Source organism: Rhodopirellula halodulae, assembly GCF_020966775.1.
GTDB classification, from domain to species: domain Bacteria; phylum Planctomycetota; class Planctomycetia; order Pirellulales; family Pirellulaceae; genus Rhodopirellula; species Rhodopirellula halodulae.
In genome coordinates, this window is sequence record NZ_JAJKFV010000007.1 from 172,638 (window position 1) to 193,523 (window position 20,886).

Here is a 20,886-nt window from a genome sequence, read left to right on the forward strand (position 1 = left end):
ATCGAAAAAAACAACCGCTCTCCGAATCGAAGAGCGGTTGTTCGAAATCGATCACGATCGAGTTGGAATCAGAATTCCATGTCGATCACTTCGCGGCTGCCGCGAGTACCCAACGCTCCCCAGATTCCGTACGGGCTTTTTTGGCCCGGATTGGGGAACGGAGCCGATGCGTTGCCCGCATCGATGGAGTCCGTGATGAACTTCACCGCTCCATCGCCCATCAGGATGTGAACGCCACCCTGGTGACGACTGCTGGGAGGTGCAATCGCACCGTTTTCAGGCCAACTGTCTGCACAGACACCTTTGTTGGGTGCTAGGATCGTGTTGACGGTTCCGTAAACAGGACGAGCGTTCGCCCATCGCATGCCTCGGGCCGTCGCGGCACCGAGATTACGAGGTTCATCGCCAGGCGACCGCCCCGTTCCAGCACCGTCGGGATCGATCCAGAATTGAGGCCGCTCGGGATCCAAGAAATTCTGTTCGCAATGGTTGGGGTTCGTTTGATACGTCCCGCTTGTGGTGACCGCCAACGAAGTTCGTTTGTCGCCATCGTTCAGGTCGGTTGCGATTTCACCCATCGCAATCGTGTTGGACAAACCATCCAAGATGTCTCGGAACTTCGTGACGTCGCGAGGGATGAAGAAACCTCGGTTGCGAGATTGAACACCCATGGCCCAATTGTTCACCGTCAGGTCACCATTTTTGCCACCGTGCCAGCGGTTCATGTTGTCGCCAACACAGGGGGCATAGTTGGTGCGTCCCATTGCTGGTGCACCGCGGCCGGGATCGCTGGGGCAACGCAGGTAGGGTAGATCCGTCATCCAAGGGTCGTAATAGTTGCGATCATTACCGCCCGGGGTCGGGGTGGGGCCCATTGGTGGGAAGGTGATGTCTGGCGTGCCGTCATTGTTGGTGTCGGCCGGAAACGGATTGGAGATTTGTTCCCAAGTTGCTTGCGATTCCACGAATGGCGTCAAGCCGATCAACATGGACAACAGCTCATGGTTGCCGAAGTTGCTGCTCTGCCACCAGAACTCAGCCGAGCCAGGCCCGTTCAACAAAGGAGCCACCGGTGTGGTGCCGCCGTAGTTGATTGGAAGCTGATCGTAGGCGGAATGGTAGTTGTGCAATGCCAATCCCAATTGCTTGAAATTGTTGCTGCAGCTCATGCGGCGTGCAGCTTCGCGTGCCGCTTGAACAGCCGGCAAAAGCAACCCCACCAGAACGCCGATGATGGCGATCACGACGAGGAGCTCGACCAGCGTGAAGCCGGTGCGAGAAAGAGTGCGTTTCATCATCTTCATTGTCTCCAATTCTTTAAAAAGAGTCCAAACAGGAAATGATTCAAAATGCGGTGAGACGATGCGTCTCGCGGCATGGCTCGCCCACAGACGGGCGAGCCGATGAGATGGAATCAAAATTTCGATTCCAAAAAAGAAAGAGAGGAACTGAATCAGTTCCCCATCTGGGCGGCCATTTCTTTGTCGTATTCAGCCTGCTCTTCGGGAGAAAGTTCAACTGATTCGACGGCCTGATCCGGCTCGACGACGGTGGCTTCTTCCCCACAACCTGTGAACGTGAAAGCGAGCGCGGCAACGACGGTGAGAAGAGATAAGTGCTTCATCGGGAATGAGTTCCTAGCTGCAAAGTTGGCGAAATACGCCGTTTAAGGGGCTTGAAATGCGACGCCTGAGCATGTGGTTGCTAAGTCGGCACCCGTAGGATAGCAATTGTGGTGGTTCAGTTCCCGTTAAAACGGTGTAGGAAATCTATAAATTTGAGAATTTTTCCACGGCAATCGGCGCATTGCACGTTCCATCGTTGCTTGTTGCACTCGGAATTGGTGCTAACTGCGGGCTTCGTCCGCAGCGGTGACACCGCGAGAAAGACGCTGCTTTGGCGGGATCAAAGTGGCGATCGAGAGATGACGGGGGCGAGGGCCGATCAGACAGCTCAGAAGTCCGGCCCGATGAACGATCCGGGCGGTTCAGCACGGACACGCCCGTCATCAGAATGGCGCTGCGGCCGCATGCCTTCAGCGGAAGCAGGCACGACAATCGCGAAGCGAGGTCGCGTTGAAAGAGCTATTGGTCGACGACAACGATCGCGTGCTGGTAATTTGGATCCTGACGCACGGAGACAGCACGGCGGGAAGCAACAAGCAAGTCAGCCGAGGTTCATGCTGAAAGAGGCTTCGGCGGATCAAATGTTCAACGCCCGTGCGGGCGATTGATCACTGATTCGATGTTTGTCGCTTTCGAAGACCGCTGACCAGAGATTGCTGGCCCGTGATTATTGGCCCCAGCCAGCGACGCTGATGAGCATGTCGGTGAGAGCACTGACGGGGGCGGAGGGTTCGGCGTAGCTCCACATGTTGCGGACGAGATCCGTCATCAACATGCCGCCAAGACTCATCACGCAGAGGATCAACAGCAAACCGATCGTTTGCAAGAGTGTGAAGGGGACTTCGTAGCCCATGCCAACGGGCGCACCCGCTGCGGCCACGGGGGAATCTTCGTCGATCAGCACGCCGCCTTCGTCCATCGCCATCGGATCATCGAGGGCGTCCACTTCGGCGACTTCCGCGTCCATCGCGAAAGCATCTTCGCCGGCGTCTCCAAACGCGTCGCCTTGATCGGCACCGTCGAAGTCAACTTCTTCGATGTCGACGGCTTCGGAATCCATCACTTCGATGACTTGCGACGCACTTTCGTCATTGCCTTCGATCTGGATCCCGGACGCAGAAAGTTGGAACTCGTCGTCACCTTTGAAATCGATGCCCGATCCCATTTCGCTGGCGGGAACCAAACCGCTGCCGTCGTGACCACTTCCGGTTCCGGAACCTTCGTTGAGTTCCGCACCCAAATCCAAAGCGGAGATGCTGCTGCCGGCCAAATCCAATGGCTCGCTTTCCAGTGACAGTCCGCTGTCCGATGGGCTCATCAAGTTGATGCCACTGTCACCGGCGATCGAGATGTCGCTGCCAGCACCGCTGACCACCAAGTCATCGTCATCGTCGGCGATGATCAAATCGTCATCATCGGCCAAGGCGTCGTCGACACCGGACGAACCACCTGATTCGGCGGACATCAGAGAGCTGCCCAACAAGTCGCCGCTGCCCGAAAGCAAACCGCTTCCGCCGGCATCGCCCGCGAGCAAATCCAACTCGCTGAGAACGTCACTGCCTGCTTTGCTGGGGGATTCAACCGCCGATGGGCTGCTGTCCAAGTCGAGGTCGCCCATCAATTCCAAACTGCTGGCTTGCTCGTCCGAGCTGATATCACCCAGGTCCAGTTCGCCGTCGCTGTCCTCGCCGCCCAAACCCGATAGATCGGATTGGCTCTTTGGCGTTCCGCCAGGAGTGTTTTCGCTGACGGGAGCGAGTGCCAAATCGTCTGAATCGCTGCTGAGGTCCAGCGAGCTGCCCAGGTCAAATTCGTCGCTGTCCGCGACCGGTTGAGGGCCTGGCGTGGGGGATTCCAATTCCAATTCACCGCTGTCATGCGACAATGCGGAGCCAGACAAATTCAATTCGTCCAAGTCAATCTTGAGCGGTGCGTCGCTATCGGCGGCGGCTCCGGGGACAATCGTGACATCGCTGCCTTCGCCGGAATCGTTGGCGATCAAGTTGACATCGCTGCCACCGCTGGATGATCCACCGGCGTCGATGTCCAGATCCAACCCGCTGTCTTCGGTCGATGAGGCGTCGCCCCCGATGACGGATCCGATTTTCGATCCGCTACCGTCGGCGGCCAGGATGCCGGAACCCAGTCCGGACATGTTGGGCAATTCGTCTTTCAGACGCTCGATTTCCGCTTCTGGAAACTTCCAACTGGAGCCATCACGAAAACCGCGAACTTTACCTTGGCTGCGAAGGTCGATCAGTTTGTCGGCGGGAATGCCCAGTTGTTTCGCGGCGTCTTCGAGAGACAAGTAAGAAGCCATGGCAACGCTGAGAAGAGGATAGAGGGCGTCGAAATGTGTCGGTTTGGTGGCGCTTCCCTGCGTTCCCCATCTTAATGGCCGAGCTGTTGAATCGCCAACAGAAACGGTCGGTTCAGATGCAGAATTGCCGCCTCAACGCGAATTCGAGCTCCCTTGCATCCGACGAATTTCGCCGGGAGTTGGAGCGGCCACGTTGAGTTCCAATGAAAAATCGGCATCGATGGCGCGGCTGCTGGTCAGACGGATCTCACCACCGGGACCCACATGATACACAGCCATCCACATTTTGCCTGTGTTCACCAAACTAATTACTTGGGTTCCTGACTCGTCCACATGGGAAAATCCGATTATTTCGCCTGATGCCCCCACATCGCGACCAGGGCGAGCTTGGATCAACGTCGGTGTTCCCCCCGGGAGGGAGGTTCCTTGCGGCAATGGCATGGGTTGGGCGGCAGCGGAATCAATCGCCGAGAAACCGGGCGGCACGTCCAGGCTGTTTTCCTGAGCCGCCGCGAAATCGCTGCCGCCGGAGGTGATCAGAACACCCAAAAACACGCCCATTCCAACGCACACGATCGGGGCGAGCAGGTTCAAACGCACGGAAAGAGAACGCATCGCAGTTTTCCGGAAGATGGCGGAGGAAAATTCGGTTCGGGCATGAGCCAGATTCGACTCGCATTCCTCTCGATTTGGAGGACCGCTTCACCTTAGAACAGCATCAGCGTTTCAGTCCAGATCGTCTGAAATGCGCCGCGAAACGGCCGCTGGTAAAAAGTGCGGATTGGGTGAAGTCCAGCGGTTGTGACGGTCGATCCTAGCGACGTGGCATGTTCAATCGGCTACCCGATTTCATGTCGCTCCAAAGCAGTCCCTCTCGGAAGGAGTCCGATGAAGCCTCTCGATCAAAACGTGCCGCCCTCTTCCAGCCCGGCTCTGCACCCAGGGACGAAACCGAACGATTCGGGAGCGACATCGTTGGGGGATCATGCAGTGGGCGGTCTTGCAGCGGGCGCCCAATCGCCCGCGGACCATTGGGGTGAACCGGTGGAGCCTCGGCAATCCTACGCATCATCGGGCGTCGCCTCGGTGCCAGCGGAGGACGTCACCTTTCCCCAAGACGAATCAACGACGACCCATTGGATCTCGGCGGCGGGACCAATCGGTTTGGGCTTGGTCGGTGCGGTGGCGTTTTACGGAGTGGTGTACGCGGTCAATTGGGGGCCGCTGAATCGATACTTCTTGGGTCACCCCGTCGCGATTGCAGCGGCCGTGTTGTTCAGTGTCGCTTGTGCCATCTTGGTCGTGCGAGCGTTGCAGGTGGTTCGCGACCGTCAGCAGTTGGACCTGCTTCGTGACGAAGACTTGCTGTTGCAAACCGCGACGTTGCCAGGGCAGTCGCCCGCTCAGCAGTGGCTGCAACAAAACGACGCGGGAGCGATCGCTCGCAATTGGATGCAATCGCTTCGCGGTCTTCCCGTCGCGACTCGCAATTCATTGTTGGTACGTCGGTTGACGGACGTACTTTCTCGCCAGGCTCACCGCAGCGGGACCGGCGAACTGCCGCAAGACCTTCGTGAACTGTCGGATCGCGACGCCGACGCCGCTCATGATTCGTACGGTTTGATTCGCATCATCGTTTGGGCCATTCCAATGCTCGGGTTCTTGGGAACCGTGATTGGGATCACGCAAACGCTCGGCGGTCTGGACTTTTCCGACGGAACCGCGGCGGTCGATCGATTGAAGAGCGGTCTGTACGTGGCGTTCGACACCACCGCGCTCGGTTTGGTGTTGTCGGTGTTGGCGATCTTTTTGCAGTTCCCCGTCGAGCGTGCTCAGCAAGGTTTGCTCGTCAAAGTCGACCAGCGAGTCCGTGATTTGGTGTCGGGGAATTTGCCCAGCGAAGACGCGGCGGACAACCAAACCGCATTGGTCACGCAATTGTGCGACGGAATTCGTGTTGCCGTGCAAGAGTCCTTGGTGACGCAAGCCAAGTTGTGGCGGGAAACGATCGAGGAGGCTCAGTCGGCTTGGCGAGACCAACATGATCAAGGCGCAGAACAGTTCCGCAGTTTGATGCAGGCGTCTCTGCAACCCGCACTGACCAGTCACGCGGATCGTATCGAAGCGACCGTGTCACGCTTGGATGCCATTGGCGGCGGTCTCGGTCAAACGTTGAAAGACCAAACCAAAGCATGGAACGACGCCATGCAAGCCACTTCCGTCGAGGTGCAAACGCATCGCCGCACATTGCTGACCCACACCGAGGCGATGACCAGCCTGGCTGAACAGCAAAGCATGGCGGCTCCGACAACCGCGGCTGCCACGCTGGATCCGGTGATGGAAGAAGCCATGCGAGCATTGGCACGTGCTGTCGATACGTTGTCCAAGCGATTGCCAGCGAACGCATCCGGCCAGAACGCTGATCGATCCGATAGCAAAAGGCGGGCGGCATGAGTCGGCGACGCGCCTCGCTGTCTCCCTCGTTGTTTCCTTTCCTAGCGGTGCTGGTGTGCACGTTGGGGACGCTGATTCTGTTGTTGGCTTTGGTGGCCGAGAAGGCTCGGGACACTTCCGTACCGCAAGTCGCTTTGGCTGAAGACGACTCCGTGGCCGTGCCGACCACCGATGACCCGTCCAACCCATCGGTGGAAAGTGCCGTTTCGGCGAAAGCGGACGCTCAACCATCGGCGATGACCGCGTCGATGGCGACCAGTCTGCTGGAAGAAGAAGAATTTCGGGTCACGGAATTGGTGGCGCATCGCGAAAAGCAAACGGAAAAGGTTGAACGCCGTCGCGATGAATTGACGCAAATCCAATCCGCGACGCAGAAGCTTCGCAGCCGTTTGAAGCTACTCAGCGATGAAGTCGACGCTGCCGTGTCGCCGGAAGATGCGATGCAGGTCGACGAGCAAGCGATCGTGATGATGCGTGAAGAAATGGAAACGCTCCGTCGCGAAATTGCCGAATTAGAATCTGTCAAATCCGGTGACAAGCCTCGTGTTGTCATCGTGCCTCACCGCGGACCCAACGGAAGTGCTCGACGTCCAATCTATGTTGAGTGCACCGCCAATGGGATCACGATCTGGCCCGAGGACACTCGGATCACACACACGCAATTGATCGCGGGCGTTGAGTCGGGATCGCCGACCGCCAATCCTTTGGATGCGGCATTGCGAGTGGTGCGTCGTCATGCGGTGCAGCATTACGGTGATTCTGCTCCGCCGTACCCGTTGTTGATTGTGCGACCCGATGGCATCGAAACTTTCGTGGTGGCTCGCGCAGCGATGGGCGATTGGGATGATCAATATGGCTACGAGTTGGTGCCCGGCGAAGTGGATCTGGCATTTCCCAAAGCCGATTCGACGTTGAAACCGAAGATCGAGCTGGCCATCCACGAAGCCGTCAATCGAAACGCCTATCGCTACATCGGCGGACGTGGCGGGGCTGGTTCCGGAGGATCCGGCGGTGACGTCGCGGGCTCGGTTGGTGGTCCAAGGAGCAATCTACTGAGTGGTGGCCAGGATTATTACGCCAAACCCGACGGTTCCTACGCGTCAGGTTCAGGACCAATGGTTTCCGGCAACACCCAAGGAAGCGAATTCGGAAGCGAAATTGGAACCCAAGCCGGTCGCGATGCTGGATCTCGCAGCGGATTCGGATCCGGGGCCGAGGAAACTCGTCCGAGCAAACCGTTGCCGGTGCTGTCGGCTCGGTCGTTGGATCGCCAAGCTCGGTCCAATGGCTTTGCACCCTTGCGCGACAATGGTCCGCCTCTGACCGCCGGTGGGATGGCGGAGCCCGTCCCCGGTTCGACTCATGAGCGATTCGGTGCTGCGGAAACCCATTCGGACGCTTTGAACGAATACCTGGCGCAGAAAGACAAACCTTTGTCCAGCCGCATGCCATCGGCGGGGCAATCGGGAACGGGTGACAGCGCGAACGCGAACTTGATGGCGGCTGGTCAGGAGGCAATGGATGGTTCTGATTCATCGGATCAAAGCGAACCGTTCCAAAGCAACACCGATGCGGACCAGCGAGGTGCCAGTTCGCAAGTCAACGGAGAGATGGCTGCGGGAATGAAGCAGCCTTCCGGTGGTCAGTCCGCGGCGGCTTCCGTTTCGATGTCCTCTGCACCGGCGGCATCCCAGGCTCAACCGCCCGCGGGAGCCCCGCCGCAAAGCATGAACATGCGAATGGACCAGCAACAGCAAGCCGCACCAACGATGGTGCGACGTGAAGGCAAGGATTGGGCGTTGCCGCGTTCCATGGCGGGGATGAACGGAACCCAAGTCGTGCGACCAATCGCGATGGTTTGTCACCACGACCGATACGAGCTGGTTCAGAATAACGAAGTCATCCAGTCATTCCCGTTCGAGAACGGTTCGGTCTACAACGCGACATTGCGTTTGGCGACCGCTGTTCGTGATCGCGTCGATAGCTGGGGAACCACTCTGCCCGGCGGTCGTTGGCAGCCTCGGTTGGACGTGTTGGTGGCTCCTCACGCCGAGCAGCGTTTTCATGAGTTGCAAACGCTGATGAACGGTAGCGGTGTCGAAATCATGCGGAGGGTTCGATGAGTCGACGCAAACGGGCCACGCTGGAACTCGGACACGATGCCTTTTTGGACATTGTGGCCAACCTTGTTGGGATCCTGATCATTTTGGTGGTCGTGCTGGGGACCCAAACGCAACGCATCACGAGGGCACTGACGTCGCCGGATGAGGTCGCTCAAAATCCAGGCGAACTTGTGCAGCCCGACGCGGTGATTCCAAACACGCCGACGCTTGCCACCGAATCGCAGATTTCCGAACTCGCGCAAACGGCGATGCAAGCCGCGGCAGCGCAGCGCGAGTCGAATCGGTTGGAAAAGATGATCGTTCGCTATGATGCGGAACTGGAAGTTGCCAAACGCGAACGCGGTGCCTTGTTGGACCTGTTGACGTTAGCCGAAGAGGCTTGGGCGGAAAAACAGAAGTCTTTGGATGAACAGAAGGTTCGCGCGGCCAAGTTGGGAAGCGAGATGCAGGAGGTCAGTTCCCAGTTGGCGGAATTGGCGGGAACCAAAGAACGTCTGGAAAACCAAGAGTCGCCGGTTGTGGCGGTGGAGCATCTGCCGACGCCCATGGCAAAAACCGTGTTCGGCGACGAGATTCATCTGCGTTTAAAGAACAACCGTTTGTCGGTGGTCCCGATCGAGCCTTTGTTGGAAGCCATCAAAGAAGACTTCGGCCGCGTGATTCGCGGTTCGAGAAACGGGCGATCGTCCTCGGCGGTGGGACCGATTCGAGGCTACGTGGCTCACTATGCGATGGACAAATCCACCGGCCGGATCACGCAGAGTGGCAAGACTGGCATGGGCACTAGGGTGCAACTCGCCGGGATGGTGATCGAGCCGTTGGAAGAGCCTCATGGCCAACCCATTGATCAAGTCCTGACAACCAGTCGCTTGCTCGATGTGGAACTTGCCGGACGAGATCCTTCTAAAACCACTATCACGGTGTGGGTTTACCCGGAAAGCTTTGCTTCGTTCCGGTCGCTGAAGGAACACTTGTATCGACGTGGGTTTGCCACGGCCGCGCGTCCGTTGCCTGCGGATCGAGCCATCACCGGTGGCCCGAGCGGTTCACGATCACAGGCACAGTAACCAATTCACATTGTCGGCGTTTTCATCGTTGCTGCGTCGAAAGCATGGCGGGCGAATTGACCGCTAGCCAGCTTCCATGTCGACGAGCGTTTGCTTGACGATTTCCGCCGACCTTCGGAAAGCGTCCTGTTCTTCTTCGTTCAGCACGGGGTGCAGAATCCGAGTGATGCCTTCGCGTCCGATCACCGCCGGCATCGACAGGCAGACGTCTTCCACGCCCAAGTACCCATCCACCATGACGCTGACTGGTAACGTGTGCCGAAGGTCGTACGTGATGCTGTCCAAAATCGTGATCGTGGCCATCGCGATTCCATAGGACGTGTGACCTTTCAAGCGAAAAACCTCGTAGCCCATGGCTTTGGTTTTTTCGAACATCTCCCGTGATGTGTCACTGGGATAGAACCGTTCGCCACCCGTCATGGCGATGGATGATGCCGCGAATTGAGAGTCGCCGTGTTCGCCCATGATGTAGGCGCGGATGTCTTCCGGGTGAATTTGCAAACGCGTGGACAGGAGGGCTCGGTAGCGAATGCTATCCACCAACGTCCCCGTTCCGATGACTCGTTTGGGATCGAACCCAGTCAGGCGAATCGTTTCATACGTCAGTGCATCGACCGGATTGCTGACCATCAAGATGATCGCGTTGGGGCTTTGACGTGCCAGTTCAGGAATCCATTCTTTCAGGATGGGCATGTTCTCGATGCCCATCGCCAACCGGGTTTGTTCTGGATAGCGAAAGGGAACCGACGCGGTGAAGATGATCACATCGGAGTCCTTCGAGTCCGCGATCTCGCCGGCGTGGATCTTCATGTTGCTGTTGACCAGCGCCGCAGCGTGGGTCAAATCCAAAGCATCGCCCTCGGCCTTGTTACGTGAACGATTCAGGAGAAGCAGTTCGCTGGCGAGTGGATTGATTGTCAAGCCAAACGCGATGGCTGATCCGACACGTCCGGTTCCTACCAAGGTGATCTTCATGCAAGCTGCTCCGTTGCGATTGCGACGACGTTGAGACTCCGATTTCATCTTAACGTTTTGAAACGGAAGCCAATTGCCGACGCAGAGCGTACCGGCCCAGTGCAGCTTTCGCATCCATCGCAAGGCTTCAATGGCATCTAGCCGTCCGGTTCGACCAAGCGTTTGAGACGACGGCGGCGCACAGAAAAAGGCCAGTGCCCCGTAGGACACTGGCCTCGCAATTTTCAGATTGGCTGTTTGACCGTTTGGTCAAACAGACGGATCAGCATCCGCAGCCCGAAGCGACTGGAGCACCGCATCCGCAACCGCTGGCCGAGCCAGCAGCAGCACCAGCGGCCGAGCCACATCCGTTGGAAGCAGGAACTTCAACGGTTTGAGGAACCATGATGGTCTTCGTGACTTCGACTTCCTTTTCAACTTGGACTGGCACGCAAACGGTGTAGTCTTCGGTCTTTTCTTCTTCCACGCGGTCCATGACGGTCACGGTGTAAGGAACTTCTTCGCTCACCGTGTCGAACTCGGTGACGGTGTATTCGCGAGTCTTGGTTTCAGGAACCATGACGCAAACTTCGCGAGTGCGAGTTTCGGTGGTCATGCTGGTCTTTGGCACCATGCGGGTGCGAGTTTCAGCGACCATCGTGCAAACTTCTTTCGTACGAGTACGAGTTTCGGTTTTGTACTCGCAACGCTTTTCGGTGCGAACGCGTTGTTCTGCACGGCACTTGGTGACTTGGTATTCCTGAGTGCGTTGTTCTTGACGGCAACGACGAACAGGAACTTGGCAAGTGCGAGTCTCACGCTGCATGCGGGTCACTGGGACCATGCGAGTGCGAGTTTCCAAACGGCATTTCTTCACGTCGACCATGCGGGTCTTGGTTTCGGTGCGGTACTTGCAAACCGAAACGGGACGAGTGCGGGTTTCGGTACGGCACTTGGTCACGGTGTACGTGTAAGGCTCTTCCGAGCGCTCGTTGACGTACTCGGTGTAAGGAACTTCTTCGGTCACCAAGTTTGGAACCCAAACGCGTTTGGTGATGGTTTTGGTGCAACCGCCACAGCCGTTGTTGCATCCGCCACAGCTGCTGCCGCAACCGCAAGCGTCGCTGCAACCGCCGCACGATCCGCATCCGCCACAAGCCGATCCGCAACCGTTGCCGGCGGGGACTTCTTCGGTGACGCACTGGTAGCTACCCATGTCTTTGCTGACCATGCGGGTCTTTTGAACAGGAACGCGTTTGCAAACGGTGCGCGATGCGGTCAGCGTTTCGGTGTAAGGAACTTGAACCGTGTAGGTTTGCTCAACGGTTTCGGTGTAAGGAACGCGAACGGTGTAGGTTTGAGCGACTTGCTCGGTGTAAGGAACGCGAACGGTGTAGCTGCGCTCAACTTGCTCGGTCACAGGAACGCAAACCGAGTAGGTCTTTTCGACCATTTCGGTGTAAGGAACATTCACGGTGTACGTGCGTGTTGCGGTTTCGGTGTAAGGAACCTGGACCGTGTAAGGCACTTCGACTTCGGTCGTCACGGGAACTTGAACCGAGTAGGTTTCTTCCACGGTGCTCTTTTGTGGAACCATGACGGTGTAAGCTTCTTCGATTTCGGTCGTCACAGGAACTTGCACGCTGTACTCTTCCGTCTTCTTCGACGGAACCATCACGGTGTATTCCTCTGTCTTGACGACTTCGCGAGGAACTTGCTTGGTGACGGTGCGAGTGCGAGTTTCGGTACGAGGAACGCATTTCACGACCGTGTAGGTGCGTTGACGCGTTTCTTGTTGCATTTGCGTTTCAGTCACCGTTTGCATTTCGGTGACTTGTTGTGGAACCATGATGGTCTTGGTGACCATGGCAGGACCACAACCTTCTGCTACGGCGACAGGAGCTGCGTCAGCAGCAGGTGCACCTTCGGCGGGCGAAGCCGAGACGACAGCACCGCATCCGCCACAGGCAGGTGCGGGAGCGGGTGCGCCACAGCAGTCAGCGCTGGCGGTCGAGCCGTAGGCGATTGCAGTCGCTGCAACCGCGAACGAATAGAACAATTTCTTCACGGGGGATACCTCAAGAGGTTGGAACGGATGATGCCCAAGACGGATGTGGCGCATCAACATGGACTGTCGGTTCGTAGAAGCTCCGCAGAACTTCACGTCGCAACATATATAACTCGCGCTCGGGGGGATCGAAATTGATTCCGCTCAGGGAATTTGATTCAAGTTCGGAAAGGTCGCGGGTCAGGTTGACTGTGCAGGTCGTACCGATTGGAAGATCCGAATCGGTGTTCAACACGGTGTACGGTCGTGGTGATTTCGTCCGAGATGTTGCGGAGGCCGAACAGTCGTTGCAAACGGGCACGCAGCTTCCCTTTGCCAGCGCACACGATGTTCGAAGTGACCAAACCGTCGGCTCGAACGGTCATGAGAAACCGCGTTCAGAAATCCAATGAAGAACCCCACCGAGAGAACCCGGTGGGGTGGCGTGTTTTCAGTGGTGAACGAATTGATCGCTTGTCTTGGTCAATCAGTCGTGTTGGCCAATCAGTCGTCTTGGCCGAGAATTTGATCGATCGCGTCACGGAAGGTTGGGTACTCGTCTTCGATCAAGTCTTCCAGGCTGGCATCGAAGTCGAAATCGTCGACTCCGCCCAACAGTTGGACTGATGTGCCGGTCGAGTTCACTCGCAGATGCTCGCCGTCAACTTGAGCGGTCAACACATCGCCGTCTTCTTCGATGATGGTCAACAGAGCCGCGTCGTTGTTGCGGTTCATCGCCAGTTCAGCGTATTCGACCCCTTCGAATCCGGTTCCAGCGAGGAACATCATCTGGGCTCCACTGCTATCGAGCGTGATGAAGCCGCCCTCGCCGTACTCCACACCGTCGGGCAATTCGCTGCTGCCGTTGGTGTTGGTCGAAAGAATCGAGCTGTTGCCTTGGCCCGCTTCACCCAAAGTTGCAAAGGCAAAGTTACCAACCGGTGAAGCACCGCCTTCGGATCCGATCACAACAGGAATGACGCCGTCGACGGCTTCACCTGCGGCGACCGCACCACTGGGCAAGTTGTAGATAACGCGGTAGGTACCGGGAGCAACGTCCTCGAAGGTGTATTCACCGTCCAAGTTGGTCACAACCGTGATGTCAATGTCTTCGCCCAGCAAGTTTTCGCTGGCGGAAGAGACCAGTCGAACGGCAACGCCACCCAAGGCGGCTTCGCCCGAGTCACGAACGCCGTTGCGAACCGGATCGGCACCGTTGTCGATGACGTCACGGATGTTGGTGATTTGGTCAACGAAGAGTTGGCCACTGATGACCGATGAGACGAAGTCGTTCACCGTGACGTCGACGGTCGCCGTATCGGTCGAGACACCATCGCTGAGTTGATAGGTGATCGTCGTGGTGCCAACGAAGTCGGTGGCGGGGGTGAACACCAATTGGTTGTCCGCGTTGACCGTCACGGTGCCGTTGGCAGGTTGCGTTGGAACGGTGACGGTTGCGGTTTGATTCTCGTTGGCTGGTCCAAGCGAATCATTCGCGAGCACGTCGATGGTGACCGAACGGTTGCGAGATGTTTCCGCGGTGTCGTCGTTGGCGACTGGATCATCGTTGACACCGGCAACCGAGATGCTGATCGTTCCCGTGTCGGTCGCACCGAGCGAATTGGTCACGGTGTAGACCAATGAGTCGCTTCCGAAGAAGTCAGCATTCGGAGTGTAGGTCAACGTCGCATTGGTCAAGTCGCCCACTGTGCCACTGACGGAAGCCGAACCATTCGCAGGATTGGTCGTGATGGTGACCGTTCCCGTATCGCCGCTGTCCAAATTCACGAGTGTCGACAGATCCAAGGTTACCGCACCGCCGTCTTCGGTCGCCGAAAGCGAACCGTTGTTGGCGACTGGGGGTGAGATCACGTCGGTGACGGTGATATTGACCGTTGCGGTCGCAGTCAACGATCCATCGGTCACTTGATAGGTGAACGAATCGGGACCGTTGTAGTCGGCGTCCGGGGTATATCGGATGATGCCGTTGCCCAGCGAAACAGCCGACCCGTTGCCTGGGTTGGATGCGACCGAGATGACCAGTCCGGTGCTGTCGATGTCAGCTACGTTGCTGTTCAAGTCGATGTCGATGCTGTTGTCTTCCAGAACCGTCACGCTGCGGTTCGTGGCGGTCGGAGCATCGTTGACAGGCGTCACGTTGATCGTGATGGTGCCTTCGTCGAACAATTGGTCGCCTTGAGTGCTGGTCGCACGGTAGACGATGGTTTCAGTCCCGTTCGCATTCGCGTTGGGAGTGTAAGTCAAGGTGCCGCCAGCAGAGATGCTGGACGTTCCGGCGGCGTCTGTGCCACTGATCTTCGTGAACACGACCGAGTCACCTGATTCCAGCGTGACCAAGTCGTTCAGGTTGATGGTCAGCGTTCCCGAATCTTCGTCGATGGTTTCCGAATCGTTGGCCGCGATCGGAGCGTCCAAGACGTCTTGAATGTCGATGTTGACGACCGCGGTGTCCGTTCCACCCTGGCCATCACTGATGGTGTAGGTGAACGAGTCATCACCGTCGGAGGCGACGCCCGTCGATGTGTAACTGATTTGAGTGCGGCCATCGACGGTAACGATGGTGGCCGTGCCACGAGTTGGTTGCGTGACTGAGGTGATCGTCAGCGTTCCGCTTTCACCGGGGCCGTCCGCGTCGTTGTCCAAAACGTCCAGGGTGACGGTTGCACCCTCGGCGACTTGATAGTCGTCATCGTTCGCGGTCAGGTCGGTGTTGTCCGGCGTGACGGTGACGGTAATCACGCCCGTGTCACTGCCAATGTCGTTGCTGGCGGTGTAAGTGATGGTCGCCGTGCCGAAGAAATCTTGTGCTGGCGTGTAGAATATCTCATCGCCAGCGAAGCGAACGGAACCACTGCCGGAAGTCAGGACTGCGTTGTCCAAGGTGACAGTGCTGCTTCCCGTGTTGATGCTGATCAAGTTATCGTCGCTGAGATCTGCGACCTCAGCTTCGCTGGTGACACCGCCACCGTTGTCCTCATCGATGGTGATCGCTTTGTCAGCCGCGTTGATGCCCGTTTGGCTGTTCGTGACCGTCACATTCACGGTCGCCATCGCCGTCAACTGACCGTCTGAAATCGTGTAGGAGAACGAATCGCTGCCCGAGAAACCAGCGGGAGCGGTGTAGCTGATCTCGCCATTGGAAATGATGGCACTGCCGCCGTTGGCGGTTGTCAGCACCGAAGATGGCTCTTGCAGAACCAAGACAGAGTTGTCTTCGAGTGGTCCGGCCGAGTCGTTGTCCAATGCGTCGATCGAGATCGTTTCACCTTGTTCGACGGTCGCGGTGTCGTTCACCGCGATCGGAGCGTCGTTGACCGCGGCGATATCGACCGAGATCGTTCCGGTGACGGTGTCTGTTCCGTCCGAAGCGGTGTAGACGAATTGATCGCCTGTTCCAAATTCATCCGCGGCAGGTGTGTAGGTCAACGTCGTGCCGCTGAGCTCGAACACGCCCTTGGTTTCCACTTCAGAAACCGTCGCGTAGGTCGTGCCACCTGGGTTGCCCGAGTTGAGCGTGGCCAAGTCGATCGAAACCGCACCCGCGTCCTCGGTGGCGTTCAGGGTGCTGTTGGCTGCCGTGATGCCGCTGGCGGAACCAGTGACATTCAGAATGAATCGCGAATCGTTGTCCAGCTGAATCATGTTGCTGGGAACGTTCTCTTCGCCAACCTGGGTGCCGTAGATCAGAACACCGTCGCCCTCATCCGGCGGATCCAGCGAAACCATCAAGTTGGTCGTCGGTGCAACCGCCCGGACGGGAATACTGAAAACGTCGTAGGCAATGCTCGAGTTGAAGTCGGAAAGTTCTTCGGTCAAGTCATTCGTTGGACCGAGAGCACCGATTTCGTTGAACAGGTCAACCGTGTCAGTGCCGATGGTGGCGTCTTGGGCGAAGGAGCCAAAGACTCGGTTCTTACCGTAGATCTGAGCGTTGCCCGCGTTGCGAGTGTTCAGCTCGAGGGCACGCAAAATTGGAGCTGCGTTGAAAGAACCATCGCCATTTTGAACGTTCGTTTGGGAGATGGTGACGGGTTGGACGTTGCCGCCAATTTCCAAGGTGACCTGCAACTGCGGCACATCCACGTTGATCAGGTCGTCACCGCTGTAAAGGATGTCCAACAAGAACGATCCACCACCGCTGGGTCCGCCCGAGGAACCATCGATGCTGCCGTTGACAGTGACGTCCGCTGCCGAATCCACCAACGGGCTCAGGTCCGCGATGATCTGAGCCAGATTGTCTTCGGCGGTATCAAGCGAACTCGTGCTTCCAATGAAATCGGCGAACGAGCGAGTTTCCGTCACCGTTGGATTGTCGGCAAACGAGAACGTGATGTTGCCGCTGATTGGAGAATTCAGAACGGTGTTGTCAAACGTGATCTGTTGGATCTCACCGACGGCTGGTTCCAACACGTCCGTCTGGTCCATCACGATGTCCGTGACCGCACGGAAAACGCCAGTGGCACTGAAACCACGAAGATCCTGGACACCAACTTCCAGCTTGAAGACTTCGTTGACGTCGACGTTGTAGGTCAGTTGCTCGTTCGAAGTCGGCAAAACATCCGTCGCACCAGCGGTGTTGTCGACCAGCGAGTCGTCCAAGTTGCGAGCGGCCAAGACGAACTCGACCAATGGCATGTCCGCTTCGCCCTCACCACGGTTCAGAGCGTTGATGACGCTGAGAGCATCCAGGGCGGTCACGCGGTTATCGCCAGTCACATCGACAAAACCAGCGAATTCCTCCGTGCCGTCCAGAGCTTCTCCCTCACCGTGTTGGTTGAGGTGATTGATCACCATCAGGGCGTCAAGCGCGGTGATGTATTTGTTGTTGTCAACGTCGTAGGCACGCCAGTAGTTGTGTGCCACGGCGATTTCGGGTTCGCCCTCGGGAGCTGCGTCCATGGCCGATGGAACGTCACCTGCCAGCAATTGACGACTTTCCAGCGATTCGCTGAGCAGTCGACGCTTGGTCAAGCGGTTCGCACGGGACCGGTCTTCGCTTCGCTTTCGTGATGACGACGGGCTCACGCTGCGAAGCAGTTGACGCAGATTCTTCATCTGTTTTCTCGGCAATTCGAATGGTTGGGCTGGGTCGATGTATGGGTCTCCGCGACGACCGAAACGCCCCAATGTCGACAGGCAATCCGGTGTTCCGCGCAAAGTCGTAACGAGCTCCCGAAGACCGCTCTCACGGTCGGGACCGCCAGCGTAATCCAAAAACTTTGGGCGGGTGCGAAAATTTGAAAAGCAGGTGCATCTTACCTAGACCACCGCCTTTATCAATCTTTGGTTGGTGCAAGGAAACAAAAACGATGGGTTGGTCGCGGTTGGACGGATTATTCCGGCAATAAGTTCCGATTTGGCTGATGAAAAAATGAAAAATTGACGACATCCCGCCGTCGCTTTTTTGATGAAAGTCGGGATGGTTCGGCTCAACCCGCTCGTTTTCATTCCACGCCCCCCGGTTTTCACGCGATTGCCCGCTGAATCGGGGCGGTGCACGTTTTCCGTGACCTAGCTTTCAAAAACTTTTTCACGCCGCGTGATCCATCACCTCTGATGACCCACTCCCAATCACCCGAAACCGAGACCGCCGAGCCGCACGTGGACTCGCTGGAGATCGCCGAGCCAACGATCCAGCCTTGCGAGCAGCGTTTGGCACTATCCGCTTCCTTGATGGGGGCTTGGTTGGCAGATTGGGCGGATCCGATGCAGGCCTGTTCGGCCGATATTCCGACGTCCGGTTCAGGCTCGATTGCACCTGCCAGCAGCGACGCTGATTCCTCACCGGTTGCTGATCACGGAATAGATGCACTGGGAATGGGGCCACTCGCCCCCGCCAACCCGCCCCAACCGATTGAAATTGAGAACGCTTCGTTCCCCACCCCCGCGGGTTGGAATTTTGATGCTTGGGTGGAGCAGTCAACTTCGGGATCGTTGTGGGAACAAGCTCAGAACCTGAGAGAATCCGGTGAGTTGGGGGCTGGCGGCAGTTCGCCTTGGGATGGCAGCGGTCAAACCATCGCCGTGATCGATAGCGGAATTGCCTACGATCACATCGCTTTGGGGGGAGGCTACGGGCCCGGTTACCGCGTGGTTGGTGGGTACGACTTTGCAGAGAACGATTCCGATCCCTACGACGATGCACCCGCCGGATACCACGGTTCGCACGTCGCCGGCTTGGTCGCGGGCGATGGATACCTCGATTCCGGAGCGACCTTTCAAGGTTTGGCACCAGGGGCTGACCTGGTGGGACTGCGCGTTTTCGATGACGCGGGTAACGGAAATCTGCAGTGGATCGAATCGGCGTTGCAGTGGGTGATCGAAAACCAAGACACGTTCGAAAACCCCATCACGACGGTCAATCTGTCTTTGGGAACTGAATTGACAGATGCTAATCGATTTGACGCGATGGCAATGCTCGAAGACGAATTGCAAACGCTTTACGAAAGCAACGTGATGGTGTTTGCCGCGGCGGGAAATTCATTCGCCACGATGGATCACGATACGGCCGACGCGTTGATGTATCCCGCATCCAGTCAGTATGTCGTCGGCGTGGGGTCTGTCGATTCGAATCAGAACCTCAGCGATTTCTCACAACGCGAAGACGGCATTTTGACGACTGGCGGGCAAGCGATTCGAAGCTCGGTGCCCGAACATGTTTATGGCGCAGATGGCTTCGCGAACGATTATGCGCTGTTGAGTGGAACCAGCATGTCCAGCCCACAAGTGGCCGGGGCCTCCGCGTTGATCCGGCAAGCCATGCTGGAATCTGGAATGACACCGACGGTCGATTCCATCTTGGCCCGAATGAACGAAACAGCAGACGTTCACACGGACCCAGTGACCGGAGTTCAATACAAAACATTGAATCTGGACGCCGCGTTGGCCTTTGCGGTGAACGAACCTGAACCAACACCGACGCCTGAACCCGCACCCACGCCGGAACCAACGCCCGAGCCAGCACCAAACCCAACTCCGGAACCTTCGCAGCCCACCACGATTGATCGATTCGACGGAACCACCGGAAGCGACGAAATCGTGTTGGATCTTCGTCAGATGCGGCTGGAATCCGATGGTTCGATCAGCGGCAATGCGTTGCTTACGGATGCGACCGGGACACACAGCCTGGACACGACCGCCCCGTTTCTCTTGGACGGTGGTACCGGTGGGGATGTGCTTCGCATCTTGGGTTCGGCGGAGGCGGAAAGCCTGCTGTTGCGACCACCCAACAACGCCGATGGTTTGAGCCGGCTGAGCTTTTTAGGCGGCGAAATCGAAATTCGCGGGTTTGAAAACGTTTCGTTTGTCGGCGGAGGCGGCTTGGACCACGCGACGCTTTATGACAGCACCGGCAACGATGTGTTGACCGCTTCCAATCAGACCGCACGCATGACCGGTGTTGGGTTTGAGTTCCGCGTCGACAATGTGCCGAAGTTGTTTGCTCATGCGACTGCCGGAGGCGAAGATTCCGCGCACTTGAATGACACGGAGTACGACGATCGGTTGGTCATTCGTCCACAATTCAGCTCGTTGCGAAACGAAGTGCAAACGCAAGCCGTGTTTGGTTTCGAAAGAGTCTACGCCTACGCCGAAGCCGGTGGGCATGACTCGGCTGACCTAGGTGATTCCGAAGCCAATGACGTCATGTCCATCTCGCAATCGCAAGCAACGATCAGCAGCAGCGGCTACCGCGCGACGGCGATTGGATTTGAAGATGTTTCTGCCAAAGCCTCGGCGGGCGGCGAAGACACCGTTCGAATCTATGTGACGCAGGCCGGCGGAACTTGGCACACGACCGATTCGCTGACCCAGTGGATCGGCGCGGATGGTACCAGTCGCATTGCTCGAGGGTTTGAGCACAGCGAAACATTCGAGCGATTCGAAACGCAATCTCTTGCTGAAACTTCCTCGTTGACCGCGAACCCATCCTCAACCAGCGGCCTCCCAACATCGGCGGTGAGACCGTTCGATGAAGAGGCCCACCGCGACGCTCTGCGGCGGATGTTTGAAACGTTGGAAGACTAGCAGTTCATTTCATGCTCGGTGAGGTCAGCCGCTGAGGGTCGCTTCCTGCTTCAAATCGTTGTTTTTAGAGTTGCGTTGGCTTCTGTCCGGTGGAACCGGACCTACATGGACTCATACTTCGCCCGGTGGAACCGGGCCTACACGGGCAGTCCGGTGGAACCGGACCTACGTGGGTTGGGAGTTGGTATGGCAGAGGGATGGCCCTTGGGTGTTGTTGCGGGAGCTGGGAGCGTCGCTGGGGCGGTCGCTG

Annotated in this window: 11 protein-coding genes; 4 read left to right on the plus strand and 7 right to left on the minus strand. The window is 57.4% G+C overall.

All coding sequences use genetic code 11. The annotated features are described in order from the left end of the window. Positions 1-68: 68 nt before the first annotated feature. The 4 genes from LOC70_RS06095 to LOC70_RS06110 all read right to left on the minus strand — a co-directional run bounded on the left by LOC70_RS06095 (position 69) and on the right by LOC70_RS06110 (position 4,560). Positions 69-1,298 (minus strand): DUF1559 domain-containing protein, encoded by a 1,230-nt coding sequence (locus LOC70_RS06095; protein ID WP_230252541.1) that lies wholly within the window; start codon positions 1,296-1,298, stop codon positions 69-71. A gap of 155 nt (positions 1,299-1,453) precedes the next feature. Further along, positions 1,454-1,624: a hypothetical protein gene (locus LOC70_RS06100; protein ID WP_230252542.1), complete on the minus strand. Its 171-nt coding sequence runs from the start codon at positions 1,622-1,624 to the stop codon at positions 1,454-1,456. Between the two features lie 668 nt (positions 1,625-2,292). Next, a complete protein-coding gene (locus tag LOC70_RS06105; RefSeq protein ID WP_230252543.1) occupies positions 2,293-3,945 on the minus strand; it encodes a helix-turn-helix domain-containing protein in 1,653 nt (550 codons plus the stop codon). 132 nt (positions 3,946-4,077) lie between these two features. Beyond that, complete coding sequence (locus LOC70_RS06110; RefSeq protein ID WP_230252544.1) at positions 4,078-4,560, minus strand: hypothetical protein; 483 nt, start codon at positions 4,558-4,560, stop codon at positions 4,078-4,080. Between the two features lie 273 nt (positions 4,561-4,833). On the opposite strand from LOC70_RS06110, the gene LOC70_RS06115 reads away from it, so the two are divergent. The 3 genes from LOC70_RS06115 to LOC70_RS06125 are packed head-to-tail and all read left to right on the plus strand — an operon-like array spanning position 4,834 to position 9,589. Beyond that, the gene (locus LOC70_RS06115; protein WP_230252545.1) at positions 4,834-6,399 is read left to right on the plus strand and encodes a MotA/TolQ/ExbB proton channel family protein; all 1,566 of its coding nucleotides are present in this window, start codon (positions 4,834-4,836) and stop codon (positions 6,397-6,399) included. After that, positions 6,396-8,522, plus strand: a complete 2,127-nt coding sequence (locus tag LOC70_RS06120; protein WP_230252547.1) for a hypothetical protein — start codon at positions 6,396-6,398, stop codon at positions 8,520-8,522. The genes LOC70_RS06115 and LOC70_RS06120 overlap by 4 nt, the downstream gene beginning before the upstream one ends. Continuing rightward, entirely contained in the window at positions 8,519-9,589 is a 1,071-nt protein-coding gene (locus LOC70_RS06125) for a hypothetical protein (RefSeq protein ID WP_230252549.1), read from the plus strand. The genes LOC70_RS06120 and LOC70_RS06125 overlap by 4 nt, the downstream gene beginning before the upstream one ends. Positions 9,590-9,652: 63 nt before the next feature. On the opposite strand, the gene LOC70_RS06130 is transcribed toward LOC70_RS06125, so the two are convergent. The 3 genes from LOC70_RS06130 to LOC70_RS06140 form a co-directional block, all read right to left on the minus strand. Further along, on the minus strand, positions 9,653-10,612 hold the full coding sequence (locus tag LOC70_RS06130; protein WP_230252550.1) for a lactate/malate dehydrogenase family protein: 960 nt from the start codon (positions 10,610-10,612) through the stop codon (positions 9,653-9,655). A gap of 214 nt (positions 10,613-10,826) precedes the next feature. Next, positions 10,827-12,611: a hypothetical protein gene (locus LOC70_RS06135; protein ID WP_230252609.1), complete on the minus strand. Its 1,785-nt coding sequence runs from the start codon at positions 12,609-12,611 to the stop codon at positions 10,827-10,829. Between the two features lie 483 nt (positions 12,612-13,094). After that, positions 13,095-17,666, minus strand: coding sequence for an Ig-like domain-containing protein (locus tag LOC70_RS06140; protein ID WP_230252551.1), 4,572 nt, complete (start codon positions 17,664-17,666; stop codon positions 13,095-13,097). A 501-nt stretch (positions 17,667-18,167) separates the two neighbouring features. Between LOC70_RS06140 and LOC70_RS06145 the strand changes: the two genes are divergently transcribed. Beyond that, on the plus strand, positions 18,168-20,636 hold the full coding sequence (locus LOC70_RS06145; RefSeq protein ID WP_230252552.1) for a S8 family peptidase: 2,469 nt from the start codon (positions 18,168-18,170) through the stop codon (positions 20,634-20,636). The last annotated feature ends 250 nt before the right edge of the window (positions 20,637-20,886 follow it).

Bases quoted from the DNA above. Each gene is read 5' to 3' on its own strand.
- LOC70_RS06095 (WP_230252541.1), bottom strand. From the start codon at position 1,298: ATGATGAAACGCACTCTTTCTCGCACCGGCTTCACGCTGGTCGAGCTC.
- LOC70_RS06120 (WP_230252547.1), top strand. From the start codon at position 6,396: ATGAGTCGGCGACGCGCCTCGCTGTCTCCCTCGTTGTTTCCTTTCCTA.
- LOC70_RS06115 (WP_230252545.1), top strand. From the start codon at position 4,834: ATGAAGCCTCTCGATCAAAACGTGCCGCCCTCTTCCAGCCCGGCTCTG.
- LOC70_RS06100 (WP_230252542.1), bottom strand. From the start codon at position 1,624: ATGAAGCACTTATCTCTTCTCACCGTCGTTGCCGCGCTCGCTTTCACG.
- LOC70_RS06110 (WP_230252544.1), bottom strand. From the start codon at position 4,560: ATGCGTTCTCTTTCCGTGCGTTTGAACCTGCTCGCCCCGATCGTGTGC.
- LOC70_RS06130 (WP_230252550.1), bottom strand. From the start codon at position 10,612: ATGAAATCGGAGTCTCAACGTCGTCGCAATCGCAACGGAGCAGCTTGC.
- LOC70_RS06125 (WP_230252549.1), top strand. From the start codon at position 8,519: ATGAGTCGACGCAAACGGGCCACGCTGGAACTCGGACACGATGCCTTT.
- LOC70_RS06105 (WP_230252543.1), bottom strand. From the start codon at position 3,945: ATGGCTTCTTACTTGTCTCTCGAAGACGCCGCGAAACAACTGGGCATT.
- LOC70_RS06145 (WP_230252552.1), top strand. From the start codon at position 18,168: ATGACCCACTCCCAATCACCCGAAACCGAGACCGCCGAGCCGCACGTG.
- LOC70_RS06140 (WP_230252551.1), bottom strand. From the start codon at position 17,666: ATGAAGAATCTGCGTCAACTGCTTCGCAGCGTGAGCCCGTCGTCATCA.